This window comes from Streptomyces sp. CNH287, assembly GCF_000424825.1.
Genome location: NZ_AUKQ01000006.1, coordinates 400,488 through 416,266 on the forward strand (window position 1 = coordinate 400,488; position 15,779 = coordinate 416,266).

Annotated in this window: 15 protein-coding genes; 9 read left to right on the forward strand and 6 right to left on the reverse strand. The window is 73.7% G+C overall.

What is annotated here, in order from left to right; translation table 11 throughout:
* Positions 1-102 precede the first annotated feature (102 nt).
* A complete protein-coding gene (locus H299_RS0111125) occupies positions 103-1,893 on the forward strand; it encodes a SpoIIE family protein phosphatase (RefSeq protein WP_027748470.1) in 1,791 nt (596 codons plus the stop codon).
* Between the two features lie 262 nt (positions 1,894-2,155).
* On the opposite strand, the gene H299_RS0111130 is transcribed toward H299_RS0111125, so the two are convergent.
* Positions 2,156-2,650: an inorganic diphosphatase gene (locus H299_RS0111130; protein WP_027748471.1), complete on the reverse strand. Its 495-nt coding sequence runs from the start codon at positions 2,648-2,650 to the stop codon at positions 2,156-2,158.
* A 55-nt stretch (positions 2,651-2,705) separates the two neighbouring features.
* On the opposite strand from H299_RS0111130, the gene dacB reads away from it, so the two are divergent.
* From dacB to folE, 6 genes are all read left to right on the forward strand, one after another.
* Positions 2,706-4,286: a D-alanyl-D-alanine carboxypeptidase/D-alanyl-D-alanine endopeptidase gene (gene dacB, locus H299_RS0111135; protein WP_037758492.1), complete on the forward strand. Its 1,581-nt coding sequence runs from the start codon at positions 2,706-2,708 to the stop codon at positions 4,284-4,286.
* Between the two features lie 85 nt (positions 4,287-4,371).
* Positions 4,372-5,520: a zinc-dependent metalloprotease gene (locus H299_RS0111140; protein WP_027748473.1), complete on the forward strand. Its 1,149-nt coding sequence runs from the start codon at positions 4,372-4,374 to the stop codon at positions 5,518-5,520.
* A 156-nt stretch (positions 5,521-5,676) separates the two neighbouring features.
* Positions 5,677-6,834 carry a tRNA lysidine(34) synthetase TilS gene (tilS, locus tag H299_RS0111145; protein WP_027748474.1) on the forward strand — a complete coding sequence of 386 codons (1,158 nt, stop codon included), beginning with the start codon at positions 5,677-5,679 and terminating at the stop codon, positions 6,832-6,834.
* 54 nt (positions 6,835-6,888) lie between these two features.
* Positions 6,889-7,428 carry a hypoxanthine phosphoribosyltransferase gene (gene hpt, locus H299_RS0111150; RefSeq protein ID WP_037758493.1) on the forward strand — a complete coding sequence of 180 codons (540 nt, stop codon included), beginning with the start codon at positions 6,889-6,891 and terminating at the stop codon, positions 7,426-7,428.
* A gap of 186 nt (positions 7,429-7,614) precedes the next feature.
* Complete coding sequence (gene ftsH, locus H299_RS0111155) at positions 7,615-9,648, forward strand: ATP-dependent zinc metalloprotease FtsH (protein WP_027748476.1); 2,034 nt, start codon at positions 7,615-7,617, stop codon at positions 9,646-9,648.
* A gap of 106 nt (positions 9,649-9,754) precedes the next feature.
* Positions 9,755-10,360 carry a GTP cyclohydrolase I FolE gene (gene folE / locus H299_RS0111160; protein ID WP_027748477.1) on the forward strand — a complete coding sequence of 202 codons (606 nt, stop codon included), beginning with the start codon at positions 9,755-9,757 and terminating at the stop codon, positions 10,358-10,360.
* A gap of 74 nt (positions 10,361-10,434) precedes the next feature.
* Here folE and H299_RS0111165 read toward each other — a convergent pair whose 3' ends face one another.
* The 5 genes from H299_RS0111165 to folP form a co-directional block, all read right to left on the reverse strand.
* Positions 10,435-10,794: a DUF742 domain-containing protein gene (locus H299_RS0111165; protein ID WP_027748478.1), complete on the reverse strand. Its 360-nt coding sequence runs from the start codon at positions 10,792-10,794 to the stop codon at positions 10,435-10,437.
* Positions 10,791-11,207 (reverse strand): roadblock/LC7 domain-containing protein, encoded by a 417-nt coding sequence (locus H299_RS0111170; RefSeq protein ID WP_027748479.1) that lies wholly within the window; start codon positions 11,205-11,207, stop codon positions 10,791-10,793. Before H299_RS0111170 ends, H299_RS0111165 begins: the two co-directional genes overlap by 4 nt.
* Positions 11,204-12,979: an ATP-binding protein gene (locus tag H299_RS33490; protein ID WP_078512632.1), complete on the reverse strand. Its 1,776-nt coding sequence runs from the start codon at positions 12,977-12,979 to the stop codon at positions 11,204-11,206. Before H299_RS33490 ends, H299_RS0111170 begins: the two co-directional genes overlap by 4 nt.
* 198 nt (positions 12,980-13,177) lie before the next feature.
* Positions 13,178-13,645: a nuclear transport factor 2 family protein gene (locus H299_RS0111180; RefSeq protein WP_027748480.1), complete on the reverse strand. Its 468-nt coding sequence runs from the start codon at positions 13,643-13,645 to the stop codon at positions 13,178-13,180.
* Complete coding sequence (gene folP / locus H299_RS0111185; protein ID WP_037758494.1) at positions 13,642-14,502, reverse strand: dihydropteroate synthase; 861 nt, start codon at positions 14,500-14,502, stop codon at positions 13,642-13,644. Before folP ends, H299_RS0111180 begins: the two co-directional genes overlap by 4 nt.
* A gap of 311 nt (positions 14,503-14,813) precedes the next feature.
* On the opposite strand from folP, the gene folB reads away from it, so the two are divergent.
* Together folB and folK are read left to right on the forward strand one after the other, a co-directional pair.
* Positions 14,814-15,173, forward strand: coding sequence for a dihydroneopterin aldolase (gene folB / locus H299_RS0111190; protein WP_027748482.1), 360 nt, complete (start codon positions 14,814-14,816; stop codon positions 15,171-15,173).
* The gene (gene folK, locus H299_RS0111195; RefSeq protein WP_027748483.1) at positions 15,170-15,766 is read left to right on the forward strand and encodes a 2-amino-4-hydroxy-6-hydroxymethyldihydropteridine diphosphokinase; all 597 of its coding nucleotides are present in this window, start codon (positions 15,170-15,172) and stop codon (positions 15,764-15,766) included. Before folB ends, folK begins: the two co-directional genes overlap by 4 nt.
* Positions 15,767-15,779 lie beyond the last annotated feature (13 nt).

A 15,779-nucleotide genomic window follows, 5' to 3' on the forward strand; every position in this document is an offset into this window, starting at 1 on the left:
CCTGACGTGGCTACCATGGCGTCCCCCGACAGGCGGCGGCTCAGCCACGGGGCCACACTTGAGCCACGAGTTCGTCCATGGACGGGACGGGAGGCCGGCACGGTGAACCGCGGCAGCCGCGATCGGCGCCTGTCCGGCGGGGGCGCCGCCGGGACGCCCGGGGCCTCCCGCGTCTCCCAGGTGTCCCGGCAGTTCCGGCTGCGGCGCCGGGCCGCGGCCCTGGCCGAACGCCTCGGTGAACGCAGCCGCCTCGCCTGGCTGAACGACGCGAGCACCCGCATCGGCACCACGCTCGACCTGGAGCGCACCGCCCGCGAGCTGGCCGAGTTCGCGGTGCCTCGACTGGCCGACGGCTGCGCCGTGGACCTGCTGGAGGCGGTGCTGCGCGGCGAGGAGGGCGAACGTGCCAAAGGGACCGGCCTCCCCGTCACCCGCGCGGTCGCGGTCGCCGCCATCGATGCGCTGGCCAATCTGGAGCCCGACCCGATCGGCGAGGTCTCCGTGCACCCCGGCGCACTGCTGACGGACCGGTGCCTGGCCAACCGCGAGTCGGTGATGCTCAACCTGCGGGAGCCGGAGGACTTCCGGCGGGTGACGCCCACGCCCCGCCGCGCGGCCAAGATGCGCGAGAGCGGCGTGCACAGCTACATGGCGGTGCCGCTGATGGCCCGCGGCGTGCTCCTCGGGATGGCCGACTTCGTACGGGGGAGCGGCAGTCCGCCGTTCACCGCCACCGACGTCGCGCTCGCCGAGGAACTCGCCTCCAAGGCGGCGGTCTTCATCGACAACGCCCGCCTCTACGGCCGGGAGCGCGAGCACGTCGTCTCGCTCCAGCGCAGCCTGCTCCCGCGCGCCACCCCCAAGACACCCGGCCTCGACGTGTCCTCCGCCTACGCGCCCGCCGTCGACGCGCACGGCGTGGGCGGCGACTGGTACGACGTCGTGGCGCTGCCCAGCGGCCGTACCGCCCTGGTGGTGGGCGACGTGATGGGCCACGGCCTGTCCGCCGCGGCCACCATGGGGCGGCTGCGTACGGTCGCCCGCACGCTGATGACCCTGGACATCGCCCCCGAGCGGGTGCTCGCCCGGCTCGACCTGGCCACTCGCGACCTGGAGGACGAACAGGTCGCCACCTGCCTGTGCGCGGTGCACGACCCGGCCTCGGGCACGTACACCCTGGCCAGTGCCGGGCATCCGCCGCCGCTGCTGGTCGGCGCCGACGGCGCCGCAGCGTACGTGGACGTGCCCGTCGGCGCGCCGCTGGGGGCCGGGGTGATCCCGTACGACCCCCGGGTCCTGCCGGTGGGTTTCGGCGACCGGCTCGTCCTCTACTCCGACGGCCTGGTCAAGACCCGCGCCGTGGACGTCGATACCCAACTCGACCGGCTGCGCGCCACCGCCGCCGCGATGGCGCCGCAGGAGCTGGTCGCCGACCGGCTGATGGCCGCGGAGCACGACGCGGAGGGCCGCTTCGACGAGGCCGTGCTGCTGATCGCCGCCGGACACGAGACCGCGCCGGACGCCGACCTGTACGTCTGGGACCTGCCCTCCGACGGCACCGCCGCCTCGGCCGCCCGCAAGCTGGTCACCGAGCAGCTCGGGCTCTGGGGGCTGGCCGACCTGTCGGACGTCACGGAACTGGTCGTCAGCGAACTGGTCGCCAACGCGCTGCGCTACGGCGGCGGCCCCGGCCAGCTGCGGGTGCTGCGCGCCGAGCGGCTGATGGTCGAGGTCTCCGACACCGGCCCGGACCTGCCGCAGATCCAGCACGCCGACGTCCAGGACGAGGGCGGGCGGGGGCTCCAGCTGATCAACATGCTGTGCCGCCGCTGGGGTTCGTGCCGCACCGCGAGGGGCAAGGTCGTCTGGGCGGAGCAGGACATCCCGCGCTGACCGGCGGCACCGGCCAGGCGGGACGTACCGGGCGGACGCGGCGCCGGGCCGCGTCGGGCACCTGCCGCCTGGCGAGGCCCCGTGCCTCGGCCCTGGCGGGCCCGGGGCACCCGCAGGGCCCCGCCGCCTTGCGGGCGCGCTCGGCTTCCGGGGGCGGGACGATGCGGGTGCGGTGCACTGGACGCGGCATGCCCTGCCCCGCCCCTGCGGGCGGACGGGCGGCGTCATGCGCCGGACACGACGGAGCGGGCGGGCCCGCCCGTCAGTGGCCGCCGCCCTGTGCCTCCAGGCGCTTGCGGGAGGCCTCGACCTCGGCCTCCGCGTCCGTACGGCCGACCCAGTTCGCGCCCTCGACGGACTTGCCGGGCTCCAGGTCCTTGTAGACCTCGAAGAAGTGCTGGATCTCCAGCCGGTCGAACTCGCTCACGTGATGGATGTCCCGCAGGTGCTCCATCCGGGGGTCGGACGACGGCACGCACAGCAGCTTGTCGTCGCCGCCTGCCTCGTCGGTCATGCGGAACATGCCGATGGCCCGGCACTTGATGATGCAGCCCGGGAAGGTCGGCTCCTCGAGCAGCACCAGCGCGTCCAGCGGGTCGCCGTCCTCACCGAGGGTGTGGTCGACGAAGCCGTAGTCGGCCGGGTACACGGTCGAGGTGAAGAGGTGACGGTCGAGCCGGATGCGACCGGTCTCGTGGTCCACCTCGTACTTGTTCCGCGACCCCTTCGGGATCTCGATGACGACGTCGAACTCCAAGGCAGGCTCCTCCGTGATCAACACATGTTCTGGTGATTAAGTGTCCCCTACGCACATGTGTGCTCGCGAAAGGGGCTGGTCCGAGGTGCGCGACACCGCCGCACGGGCAACCACCGCCGCCCTCGCCACCGCCCGTTCCGCCGTACGGCGGGCCCGGCGGCGCTGGCGGGCGGCCACCGCGCAGCAGCGGCAGACCTGGCGGCTGACGGCGGGTTCCGCCACCGTCGGACTGGCGGTCGCGCTCACGGCGGTGGCCGCGGCGGGACCATGGGACTCCGGCCAGCGTACGGCCGAACGCACCCGCGCCGCCGCCCGGGAGGCCGCGGGCGGCCCCGGCGGCCCGGCGCTCGCCGCCCCCGCGCCCAGCGCGCCCGCGGTGCTCACCACGCTGGGCGGCGGGCAGCGCACGGGTCCGCGCGGCAAGAACGCCGAGCCCGGCGTGCCGCCGCCGCCCACGCTGGCGGGCATGGCGGACGCGCTCGAACCGATGCTCGATGATCCGGCGCTGGGCCCGGTGCGTACCGCGTCCGTGATGGACGCGGCCAGCGGCAGGCAGCTGCTGGACCTCGGCTCGGGGCGCGCGGTCACCCCCGCCTCCACGATCAAGCTGGCCACGGCCGTCGCCGCGCTCTCCGCCCGCGGCCCCGACTACCGGATCGAGACCCGGGTGGTGCGGGCGGGCGAGGGCCGGGTCACGCTCGTGGGCGGCGGTGACCCGACCGTCACCGCGAAGCAGCTGGACCAGCTCGCCCAGGACACGGCACGGGCGCTGCGCGGCGGTGGCAAGGACGGCGACGGCAAGAGCGGCGACGGGCCCGTACGGGTCGCCGTCGGCTACGACACCTCGCGCTACTCGGGCCCGGTCCGGCACAGCATCGGCCCCAACGAGAACCTCGCCGCCGTCACCCCGCTGATGGTCAACGAGGGGCGGCTGGACGGCAGTCGCCACGGACCGGCCCCCCGCGCGTCCGACCCGGCCCACGAGGCGGCCCGCCAGTTCGCCGCCCGCCTGGAGAAGGCCGGAGTACGGGTCACCGGGACGGCGGACCGCCCCGCCAAGGCCCCCAAGGGCGCCGACGAGCTGGCCGTCCACCGCTCGGCGACGGTGGCGTCGCTGGTCGAGCGGACGCTGACGCACAGCGACAACGACGTCGCCGAGGCGCTGGCCCGGCAGACCGCCCTCGCGGACGGCGCACCGGCCAGCTTCACCGGGGCGGGCAAGGCGGTGCGCGATCGGCTGGACAAGCTGGGCCTGCCGGTCAAGGGCGCGCGCTTCGCGGACGGCAGCGGGCTGAGCCGGGACGACCGGCTCCCGGCGTCGCTGCTGACGCGGATTCTCAGCCAGGCCGCCGCACCGCAGCACCCGCAGCTGCGGACAGTGCTCACCGGCCTGCCCGTCGCCGGTTTCACCGGCACCCTTCGCGAGCGGTACCCGGACGCGGCGCGCGGAGCGGGTCTCGTACGGGCGAAGACGGGGACGCTCACGGGGGTGAACACCCTGGCGGGGACCGTCGTGGACGCGGACGGGCGGCAGTTGGTCTTCGCGTTCATGACCACCGGCACGACGGACGCACACGGCGCGCAGGCGGTGCTGGACAAGCTCGCCTCCTCGCTGGCGAACTGCGGCTGCCGCTGAGTGGTTTGCGCCCGGCGTACGGCGAGAACGGCCACCGTGCGGCGGTCCGCTCCCGCTGGGAGGCCGTGGCACGTACCGTGAAGCCATGACGAGCCTCGGTGGTGTGGAGATGGTCGACTGGAATCTCGCGGTCGCGACCGCGACCCGGCTCATGCGGCCGGGCCCGGAGGTCAGCCGGGACGAGGCGCGCGCCGTCGTCGCCGAGCTGCGGCGGCACGCGAAGGTGTCCGAGGAGCACGTGCGCGCCTTCACCCGCATGGGCAGCCGTACGGACGCGGAGACCGCCGCCGGGGAGACGCCGCCGCCGGTCCTGGTGGTCGACCGGGCGGGCTGGGTGAAGGCCAACGTGGCCGGGTTCCGGGAGCTGCTGTCGCCCCTGCTGGGCAAGATGCAGGAGCGGCGCGGCAGCGGGCCGGGCGGCGCGGTGCTGGGCGCGGTCGGCGGCAAGGTGACCGGCGTCGAGGTCGGCATGCTGCTCTCCTTCCTCGCCTCCCGGGTACTCGGGCAGTACGAGACCTTCGCCCCGGCGACGCGCGAGCTGCCCGCCTCCTCGGACGGCGGCGGCAGGCTGCTGCTGGTCGCGCCGAACATCGTCCACGTGGAGCGCGAGCTGGACGTGCTGCCGCACGACTTCCGGCTCTGGGTCTGCCTGCACGAGGAGACGCACCGCACGCAGTTCACCGCGGTGCCCTGGCTGCGCGACCACCTCCAGGGGGAGATCCAGTCCTTCCTGAGCGAGACCGATGTGGACCCCTCGACCCTGCTGGAGCGGCTGCGCGAGGTCGCCCAGTCGCTGACGGGCGCCAGGCCGTCCGGGGAGGAGGGCGAGGAGGCGGGCGACCGCAGTTTCGTGGAGCTGGTGCAGACGCCCGCGCAGCGCGAGATCCTGGGCCGCCTCACCGCCGTCATGTCCCTGCTGGAAGGCCACGCGGACTACGTGATGGACGGGGTCGGGCCCGAGGTGGTGCCGTCCGTCGCGGAGATCCGGGAGAAGTTCCAGAAGCGGCGCGCGAGCGGCGCGGGCCGCCTCGACCAGGCGCTGCGCAAGCTGCTGGGCCTGGACGCGAAACTGCGCCAGTACCGGGACGGCGAGCGCTTCGTGCGGGCCGTGGTGGACGAGGTGGGGATGGACGGATTCAACCGCGTCTGGACGTCACCGAACACCCTGCCGACCAAGTCGGAGATCGCCAAACCGGCGGACTGGATCGCGAGGGTGCACAGCAAGAACGACTGAGGGCCGCCGAGTGCTTCTCCAATCACCCATCCGAGGGACCGTGAGTCACGGGTCAGCGTGCGATGCTCAGGGACGCAGCCGGTCTCTGTCACCATCAGTCCACCCAGCGTGACCAACTCAGTGTGACCAAACCTCCCTCGAGGAAGTGAATCGGACATGGGTCCCCATCCCGCGGTCGCCGCAATACGCCTGGCGGTCCGCCGCGTTCTTCACGACGTACTCCGCGAGCACTCCGCGCCCCCCCACCCACCGCCGACCCCTGCCGGGCCGGAGCCCTCCGGCGTCCCCGGCCCGCCCGGCGCCCCCGGCCCCTCCGGCCCGGGCACCGCCTCCGACGGGCCCGCGCCGCCCGCCCCGCTCGTCCTCGTCGCCTGCTCCGGCGGCGCCGACTCCATGGCCCTCGCCTCCGCCGTCGCCTTCGAAGCCCCCCGGCTGGGCGTCCGGGTCGGCGGGATCACCGTCGACCACGGCCTCCAGCCCGGCTCCGCCGAGCGCGCCCACGAGGTCGTCGCCCGGCTGCGCGCCCTCCGGCTCGACCCCGTCGAGGCCGCCACCGTGGCCGTCGGGCGCGGCGGCGGGCCCGAGGCAGCCGCCCGGGACGCGCGGTACGCCGCCCTGGACGCCGCCGCGGAGCGCCACGGCGCGGTCGCCGTGCTGCTCGGCCACACCCGCGACGACCAGGCCGAGACGGTGCTGCTGGGCCTGGCCCGCGGTTCCGGCACCCGCTCGCTGGCCGGCATGGCCGCGGTGTCCGGGCCCGGTGGCCGCTACCGCCGCCCGTTCCTCGCCGTCGACCGCCAGACCACCCGCCGGGCCTGCATGGTCCAGTCGCTCCCGGTCTGGGACGACCCGCACAACGCGGACCCGGCCTACACCCGCTCCCGCGTCCGGCACGAGGCGCTGCCGACGCTGGAGAAGGCGCTCGGCAAGGGCGTCGTCGAGGCGCTCGCCCGTACGGCGCGGCTCTCCCGGGACGACGCGGACGCGCTGGACGCCTGGACGGACGAGGCCGAGCGCTCCGTACGGACGGTCCCGGGCGCCCCGGCCGCCGCCACCGACGGGTCGCCCGCCGCGCGGCCGCCCGTACCCGAGCTGGACATCGCCCGCCTCCGCGCGCTGCCACCCGCCGTGCGCCGCCGCGTGCTGCGCCGTACGGCCATCGCGGCCGGTGCTCCGGCGGGCTCGCTCTTCGCCCGGCACATCGAGGAGGTGGACCGGCTGATCATGGCCTGGCACGGCCAGCAGGCCATCAACCTGCCCGGGCTGGTGGAGGCCCGCAGGCAGGGTGGCAGACTGGTCATCCGGCAGAGCTGACAGCGCCGGCTGGTCCGGCATCGAGCGAGAGCGGCACGGGTGGACGAGAAAGACATGGGCACCGACCTGGAGTCGGTGCTCATCACCAAGGAAGAGATCGACGCGAAGCTGGCGGAGCTGGCTGCCGGGATCGACGCCGAGTACGCCGGCCGGGATCTGCTGCTGGTGGGGGTGCTCAAGGGCGCGGTCATGGTGATGGCGGATCTGGCCCGGGCCCTCTCGACGCCGGTCACCATGGACTGGATGGCGGTGTCCTCGTACGGCGCGGGGACGCAGTCCTCCGGGGTGGTGCGCATCCTCAAGGACCTGGACACCGACATCCAGGGCAAGCACGTGCTGATCGTCGAGGACATCATCGACTCCGGTCTGACGCTGTCCTGGCTGCTGTCCAACCTGGGGTCGCGGGAGCCCGCCTCGCTGAACGTCTGCACCCTGCTGCGCAAGCCGGACGCGGCCAAGGTGGCGATCGACGTGAAGTGGATCGGCTTCGACATCCCCAACGAATTCGTGGTCGGCTACGGCCTGGACTACGCGGAGAGGTACCGCAACCTGCCGTTCGTGGGCACCCTGGCGCCCCGGGTCTACGGCGGCTGACCACCGTCGCGTACCACCCGTCCGGCGCCGGGAACGGAATCGGATGTCCCGCCGTTGGAGCAGGGGAGGACGGGACGGTTGACCGTCCTCGGCGGCGCCGGGTGACAATGCTGGGGTACCGTCCGAAGGTCAGTCTTTTTCAACTCACTGTGGCAGGAGGGACGGGGTGCACCGCGCTCCGTGTGGATGGACGTGAAGCGATACTTCCGTGGGCCGGTCATGTGGATCGTGCTGGCCGTCCTCGCCGTAGTCGTGTTGATGCAGGTCGTCAGCTCTTCCGAGGGCCACAAGACGGTGGACACCGGTCAGGTTGTCCAGGCGATCAACGATGACAAGGTCAAGTCCGCGCAGCTCACCACGGGCGACGAGCACATCGTCAAGCTCGAGCTGAAGGACGGGGCCAAGGTCGAGGGCAGCGACAAGATCAAGGCGAGTTACATCGGTGACCAAGGTGTCAACCTCGCCAAACTGCTCCAGACCAAATACCAGAGCAAGGACATCCCCGACGGTTACACCGTCTCCCCGTCGAAGCAGAACCCGTTCGTCGGGATGCTGCTCTCGCTGCTGCCGTTCGTACTGATCATCGTGGTCTTCCTGTTCCTGATGAATCAGATGCAGGGCGGCGGCTCCCGGGTGATGCAGTTCGGGAAGTCCAAGGCCAAGCTGATCACCAAGGACACCCCGAAGACGACGTTCGCGGACGTCGCGGGGGCGGACGAGGCGTGCGAGGAACTCGAGGAGATCAAGGAGTTCCTCCAGGAGCCCGCGAAGTTCCAGGCCGTGGGCGCCAAGATCCCCAAGGGCGTGCTGCTGTACGGCCCGCCCGGTACGGGCAAGACGCTGCTCGCGCGGGCCGTCGCCGGTGAGGCGGGCGTCCCGTTCTACTCGATCTCCGGCTCGGACTTCGTCGAGATGTTCGTCGGCGTCGGCGCCTCCCGGGTGCGCGACCTGTTCGAGCAGGCCAAGCAGAACGCCCCGGCCATCGTCTTCGTGGACGAGATCGACGCGGTCGGCCGCCACCGCGGCGCCGGCATGGGCGGCGGCCACGACGAGCGCGAGCAGACGCTGAACCAGCTGCTCGTCGAGATGGACGGCTTCGACGTGAAGGGCGGCGTCATCCTGATCGCCGCCACCAACCGCCCGGACATCCTGGACCCGGCGCTGCTGCGTCCGGGCCGGTTCGACCGCCAGATCGCGGTGGACCGTCCCGACATGCAGGGGCGGCTGGAGATCCTCAAGGTGCACCAGAAGGGCAAGCCGGTCGCGGACGACGTCGACCTGAGCGCGGTCGCGCGGCGTACCCCGGGCTTCACCGGCGCGGACCTGAGCAACGTGCTGAACGAGGCGGCGCTCCTGACCGCGCGCAGCGACAAGAAGCTGGTCGACAACCACTTCCTGGACGAGGCGATCGACCGCGTCGTGGCCGGTCCGCAGAAGCGGACCAGGATCATGAGCGACAAGGAGAAGAAGATCACCGCGTACCACGAGGGCGGTCACGCCCTGGTCGCGGCGGCTTCACCGAACTCCGACCCGGTGCACAAGATCACGATTCTCTCCAGAGGCCGTGCCCTGGGGTACACGATGGTCCTGCCCGACGAGGACAAGTACTCCACCACGCGGAACGAGATGCTCGACCAGCTGGCCTACATGCTGGGTGGCCGTGCCGCTGAGGAACTGGTCTTCCACGACCCGACCACGGGCGCGGCCAACGACATCGAGAAGGCGACGGCGACCGCGCGCGCCATGGTCACGCAGTACGGCATGACCGAGCGGCTCGGCGCGATCAAGTTCGGCTCCGACAGCTCCGAGCCGTTCCTCGGCAAGGAGATGGGCCACCAGCGCGACTACTCCGAGGAGGTCGCCGGGCTGGTGGACGAGGAGGTCAAGAAGCTGATCGAGACGGCGCACAACGACGCCTGGGAAATCCTGGTGGAGAACCGCGACGTCCTCGACAACCTCGTGCTGGCCCTGCTGGAGCGGGAGACGCTGAACAAGGAGGAGATCGCCGAGATCTTCGCCACGGTCGTCAAGCGTCCCTCCCGCCCGGCCTGGACGGGCTCCTCGCGCCGTACGCCCTCGACCCGGCCGCCGGTCACCACCCCGGCGTCGGTGGCCAACGCCAACGGCGGCCCGCCGGCGCTCGAGAAGGGCAAGGAGATCGGCCCGACCGACCCGGTCGAGTCCGTCAGTGTGGTGGAGGAGCCCCGCCCGGAGGCCTGACCAACCGCACCGGGCCCGTACCCGGAATTTAGCCCGCGCCCCTCAGGTTCTAGCCTGGGGGGCGCGAGCTATGGAACGCGCCCGTGCGCGTGAGGAACGAGGGAACATGACCGACCCGGTGATGCTGGACGGCGAGGGGCCGATAGCCGACTTCGACGAGAAGCGCGCCGAGAACGCGGTGCGCGAGCTGCTGCTGGCCGTCGGCGAGGACCCCGACCGGGAAGGGCTCCGGGAGACCCCGGCCCGGGTGGCGCGCGCCTACCGCGAGCTGTTCGCCGGGCTCCGGCAGCGCCCGGAGGACGTGCTGACCACCACCTTCGACCTCGGGCACGACGAGATGGTGCTGGTCAAGGACATCGAGGTGGTGAGCCAGTGCGAGCACCACCTGCTGCCCTTCCACGGCGTCGCGCACGTCGGGTACATCCCGGCGGCCAGCGGGAAGATCACCGGGCTGTCGAAGCTTGCCCGGCTGGTCGAGGTCTTCGCCCGCCGCCCGCAGGTCCAGGAGCGGCTGACCACCCAGGTCGCCGACTCGCTGCTGAAGATCCTCGAACCGCGCGGCGTGATCGTCGTGATCGAGTGCGAGCACATGTGCATGTCGGTGCGCGGCGTGCGCAAGCCCGGTGCCAAGACGCTCACCTCGGCCGTACGCGGACAGCTGCGGGACGCCACGACGCGGGCCGAGGCGATGAGCCTCATCATGGCGCGCTGACGGCTTGACGGCTTGAGGCGCTGACCGCCGGGGAGCCAGGCTCCGGGGCGGGCGCCGTACGCGCGTCGCGCCGCTCACAGGTTGCGGAGCCCGACGAGCACCTGCCGCAGCAGCTCGGGACCAGGCGGTTTCCCGTCGGCGACGCCCGCCGCCCGCGGGTGCCGGGCGGTGATCCGCCCGGCCGCCAGCAGATCGCCCAGCAGAATCCGCACCACACCGACCGGCAGGCCCAGCGCGGCGGCCAGCTCCACGACCCTCGTCGGCACGCGGCAGATCCGCAGTATCGCGGCGTGCTCGGACTGCATGCCCGGTGCCGGGTCGCACTGCCCGACCACGAGGGTCACCAGGTCGAAGACCCGGGTGTCGGCGCGGCTGCGCCCAGCGGTGACGGTGTACAGGCGATCCGGTGCCTCGTCGCGCCCCGGCCTGGTCATGGTGGACCGAGGCGATCGGCGGAGCGCCGCGGCGCTGCGCCGATCTCGTCGCTCAGCAGGCGCACCAGCTCGTTCACGTGGTGGCCGACCACGCCCGCGTCGCATTCCTCGGCCGCCACCACGGCCAGGTGGGCGCCCTGCCCGGCCTCCACGACGAACAGCACGCCGCCGTAGAACTCCGTCATCGCCTGCCGGACCCCGCCGCTGCCGTCGCCGAACTCGAAGGACGCGCCCCGCGACAGGCTCTGTAACCCCGCGCTGATGGCGGCCAGCTGGTCCGCCCGGTCCTCGGTCAGTCCGGTCGTACGGCACAGCTTGAGGCCGTCACGGGAGAGCAGGAGGGCGTGCCGGGCGCCCGGGGTGCTCAGCAGGAGGTTCTCCAGGAGCCGGTCCAGCTGGGTCTCGGTGATCACCGGACATCGTCCTCCGGGCGCGGAGCGGCGGGGGCCGGCGTCGTGCCCGCGGCCGGGTCGGCCTGCCCGGCCGGGTCCCGCTGGTCCGCCGCAGCGGCCTGCTCCCGGAGGGCGCGGCGGAAGGTGCCGAACCGGGCCCCGGACTCCTCCGGCGTACGCGCGGCCGGGCCCGCCTCGTCGGCGTGCCCGCGAACCCGCCCCTCCGTGCCCCAATGCCCCGCCGTGGCCGGTGTGGCCGGTGTCTGGCCGCGCTGCCGCCTGGGCAGCCCGCCCTCGCCGTACCGTACGGCGCCGCCGTGCTCCGCCTGCGGCTCGTGCGCGCGGTGGGGGCCGGCCGGGAGTTCCGGCGCGTCCTCCCACGCGCCCCCGGCCATGTCCGGCAGGTCCGCCGTGGCGCCTGGGACGCCCGGGGCGCCGCCGAGGGCGGGCGCCCCGGTGGCGGGCACCACGGCGCCAGGGGAGGCCGGGACGGCGGCGCCCGTCGCCCACGAGGGGCGCACGTCCATGCCGGTACGCGGGTCCGCGGCGGCGGGCCGTGACGCCCGGACGATCAGCGTCTGGGGGATGCGCAGCAGCACGCCGGTGCCGCCGTGCGCGGACGGCCGGTAGGAGACCGAGAGGCCGTGCTTGTGCGCGAGGCGGCCCACCACCGCGAGGCCGAGCCGGGCGCCGGAGCGGGTGTCCGGCTCCCCGGTGGCGGAGGTGACCGCCTCCTCGGCACGCCGGAGTGCGACCTCGCCCATGGCCAGGCCGCCGTCCTCGACGGTGAGGACGACCCCGGCCGAGACCTCCTCGACGTAGACGTGCACCTCGGCATGGGGCGGCGAGAAGTTGGCCGCGTTGTCCAGGAGTTCGGCCAGCGCGTGCATGACGCCCTCGGCCGCGTGCGCCGCGACGGAGACGGTGCTCGTGGAGTGCAGGCGGACCCGCCGGTACGCACCGATCCGGCCCATCGCGCCGCGCAGGACGCTCTCCATCACGATGGGCTGCGCCCAGCGCCGTCCCGAACGGGCCCCTGTCAGCACGGCGATGTTGTCCGCCAGCCGACCGGCCTGCGCCGTCCGGTGGTCCAGGTGCAGCAGGTCGCCCAGGACGTCCGGGTCGTCGTGCCGGTGCTCCATCTCCCGCAGGTCGGCGGCCATGGCGGTGGTCAGCGCCTGGATACGGCCCGCCGCGTTCGCGCAGGCGGCCATCGACGCGGCGCGCGCGGCCTCGCTCCGGTGCACCTCGGCGGCCAGGGTGCCCAGCACCCGGCGCTGCACCGCCGCGTCCCGCCCCGCCGGGCGTACGGTCGCCAGCGCCGTGTCGGCGGACGCCCCCGCGCGCAGCCGCGCCACCAGGGCCGGTACGGTCTCCTCCGCGAAGTGGAGCGCGTCCTCGCGCAGCGCGTCGGTCTCGGCGCGCTGGTCGGCGAGTCGGCCGCGCAGGCTGCGGATCGCCAGCAGCTGCCAGGCGGTCAGACCCGCGGCGGCGCAGAGCAGTACGGCGGCGGCCCCGCCGCCCCAGGCCAGCGCCGTCCGGGCGGACCGGGGCGCGGCGTACACCGCGAGCAGCCAGGCGGGCGCGGTCACCAGGAGCGCGCACAGCACGGCGAAGGCGGTCCGCGGGCCGGCGCCGGGACGGCCGGCGGCGCGGCGGTCCGCGCGGGAAGGGGCGGCACGCGGGGTGTCCGCACGAGGGGTGTCGGCGCGGGGAGGGGCCGGGTGGGGGGCGCCCGGGCGGCGTAAGGACGACGGGTGGAGGTCCGGGCGGGGCGATGCGTCAGATGTCATTTCTCACAGTCCTCATGGACGCGCGGTCCTCGTGGACAGGTCAGGTCCGGACGGAAAAAACTCTGATCAATACCGCATCAATATAGGCGAGTTGGCCGCAACGCAAGGGGCTCGAGCGGAGAAACGTGCGCCGAACGTGGCGAAGCGGGAGCGGACGGTGAACGCGTCACGCCGAACGCGCCCCCGTGCGCCCTCCGTTCAGCTCTCGGCGCCTTCCCTGTCCTCGTCGCCCTCGTCGTCCTCGCCCTCCACCAGCACCGGCGAACCGTGGTGCGACCACACCTTCCAGCCGCCGTCCGCGTCCCGCCGGAAGACGTTCGTGGCAACCACCAGGCCGCCCACGAGCGGGCCCGCCGAGCCGTCCTCCTCCGCCGGGCCGCCGCTGAGGATGTTCTCCGTGCAGCTGACCAGCGCGGTGTCGCCGAGGACGGCGACCTCCACATCGGTCAGGAAGAACTGGATGTAGTCCGTGTTCGCCATGATCAGCGCGTAGGAGCGCATCACCTCGCCGCGCCCGGTGAGCACCGGCCAGCCCGGGTGGACGACGCTGATCTCGTCCTCCAGCCACAGCTCGGCCAGGGTGTCGAGATCGCCGCGCTCCACCGCGTCGTACAGCGCGGTGTTCGCCGCCTCGACCGCCTCGATGTCCGTCGCGCCGCCGCTCACGCCGCGCCCTCGACGGCACGGGCGACCCGTACCGCGTCGGCGCTCGCGCGGACCTCGTGCACCCGCACCGCCCAGGCGCCCTCGCGGGCCGCCAGCGCCGAGACGGCCGCCGTCGCCGCGTCCCGCTCCCGCGCGGGGGGCGGCGCGGCGGCGCCCGCGCCGGTGAGCACGTGGCCGAGGAACCGCTTGCGGGAGGCCGCCACCAGCACCGGGCGGTCCAGCTCCGTACGCAGCCGGCGCAGCGCGGCCACCAGCGCCAGGTCGTGTTCGGCGCGCTTGGCGAAGCCGAGCCCGGGGTCGATGATGATCCGCTCCGGGGCGACGCCGCCCGAGACGGCGCGGTCCATCGCCCCGCGCAGCTCGCTGATCACCTCGGGGACGACCTCGCCGTACGCCGCGCGGTTGTTCATGTCGATGGACTGCCCGCGCCAGTGCATCACCACGAACGGGACCTCCGCCTCGGCCACCACACGGATCATGTCCGGATCGGCCTGCCCGCCACTGACGTCGTTGACCAGCAGCGCGCCCGCGGCCACCGCCCGCGCCGCCACCGTCGCGCGCATGGTGTCGACACTGACCCGCACGCCGTCCGCCGCCAGGCCGCGCACCACCGGCAGCACCCGGCGCAGCTCCTCGGCCTCGTCCACCCGCGCGGCACCGGGCCGGGTGGACTCGCCGCCGACGTCGACCAGGTCCGCGCCCTGGGCGACCAGGTCCAGCCCGTGCTTGACGGCGGTCTCCGCGTCGAACCAGCGCCCGCCGTCGGAGAAGGAGTCCGGCGTGACGTTGACCACGCCCATGACCGCGCACCGGTCCTGCTCCGGCAGATCGGCCACCCGGCCACGCAAGGTCGTCATGACGTCCAGCCTAAGCGCTCTCCCGCCGGCTCCCACCGGGGAACTTCTCCGGCCCCGGTGCCCCGGTCCCGCCGGTACCAGAAACGCGGAGTGGCGCGGGACGCGGGCGGGTAGGGGCCGTAAACCGCGTGGCGGCGCCCGCCCGGAGCGGGGTGTGCGCCGGCCGCGGGTGGCGGCGCCCTGTGGCGGGGGCACCCGGGGGTGACCCCCACGGGCAGGCGCTGTCAGGGTTCGCAGGTAGATTCGACAGGTCAGCGTGCACCGCACGATCCGCGGCCGGCGGATGGGAACGACCGACGGGAGTGATTCGCGTGGACCGCGTCGCACTGCGCGGACTGAGGGCCCGTGGGTATCACGGAGTCTTCGAGCGGGAACGTGCAGAAGGACAGACCTTCGTCGTCGACCTCGAACTGGGCCTGGACACCCGCGCCGCCGCCGCGGCGGACGACCTCGCCAAGACCGTCCACTACGGCGTCGTGGCCGAGGAGGTCGTGGCCGTCGTCGAGGGTGAGCCCGTCGACCTGATCGAGACGCTCGCCCAGCGCATCGCCGACGCCTGCCTGGCGCACGAGGCGGTCCGCGAGGTCGAGGTCGTCGTCCACAAGCCGGAGGCCCCGGTCACCGTCCCCTTCGACGATGTGACCCTCACTATCAAGCGGAGCCGCGTATGACACCGAACAGCGACCCGACCGTGCAGCCGGTGCCCGCAGCCGTGGTGCGCCAGGTCGACGAGGCGGACGTGACCCTGAGCAATCCGCAGCGGGCGGTGATCGCCCTCGGCAGCAACCTGGGCAACCGCCTGGAGACCCTCCAGAGCGCGGTCGACGCGCTGGCGGACACCCCCGGCCTGCGGGTCAAGGCGGTCTCGCCGGTGTACGAGACGGTGCCCTGGGGCGTGGACCCGGCCGGCCAGCCCGCCTACTTCAACGCGGTGGTGCTGGTCAGGACGACGCTGCCGCCGTCCTCCCTGCTGGAGCGCGCGCACGCGGTCGAGGAGGCGCTGCGGCGCGTACGGGAAGAGGTGTGGGGCCCGCGCACGATCGACGTCGACATCGTGTCGTACCAGGACGTCGTCTCCGACGACCCGGTGCTCACGCTGCCCCACCCGCGTGCGCACGAGCGGGCCTTCGTGCTCGCCCCGTGGCACGACGTGGACCCGGCGGCCGAGGTGCCGGGGCGCGGCGCGGTGGCGCAGCTGCTGAGCGCGCTGGGCCGGGAAGGCGTCACCCCGCGCACCGACCTGGAACTGAGCCTGCCCGACTGACGTTGGTGACCTC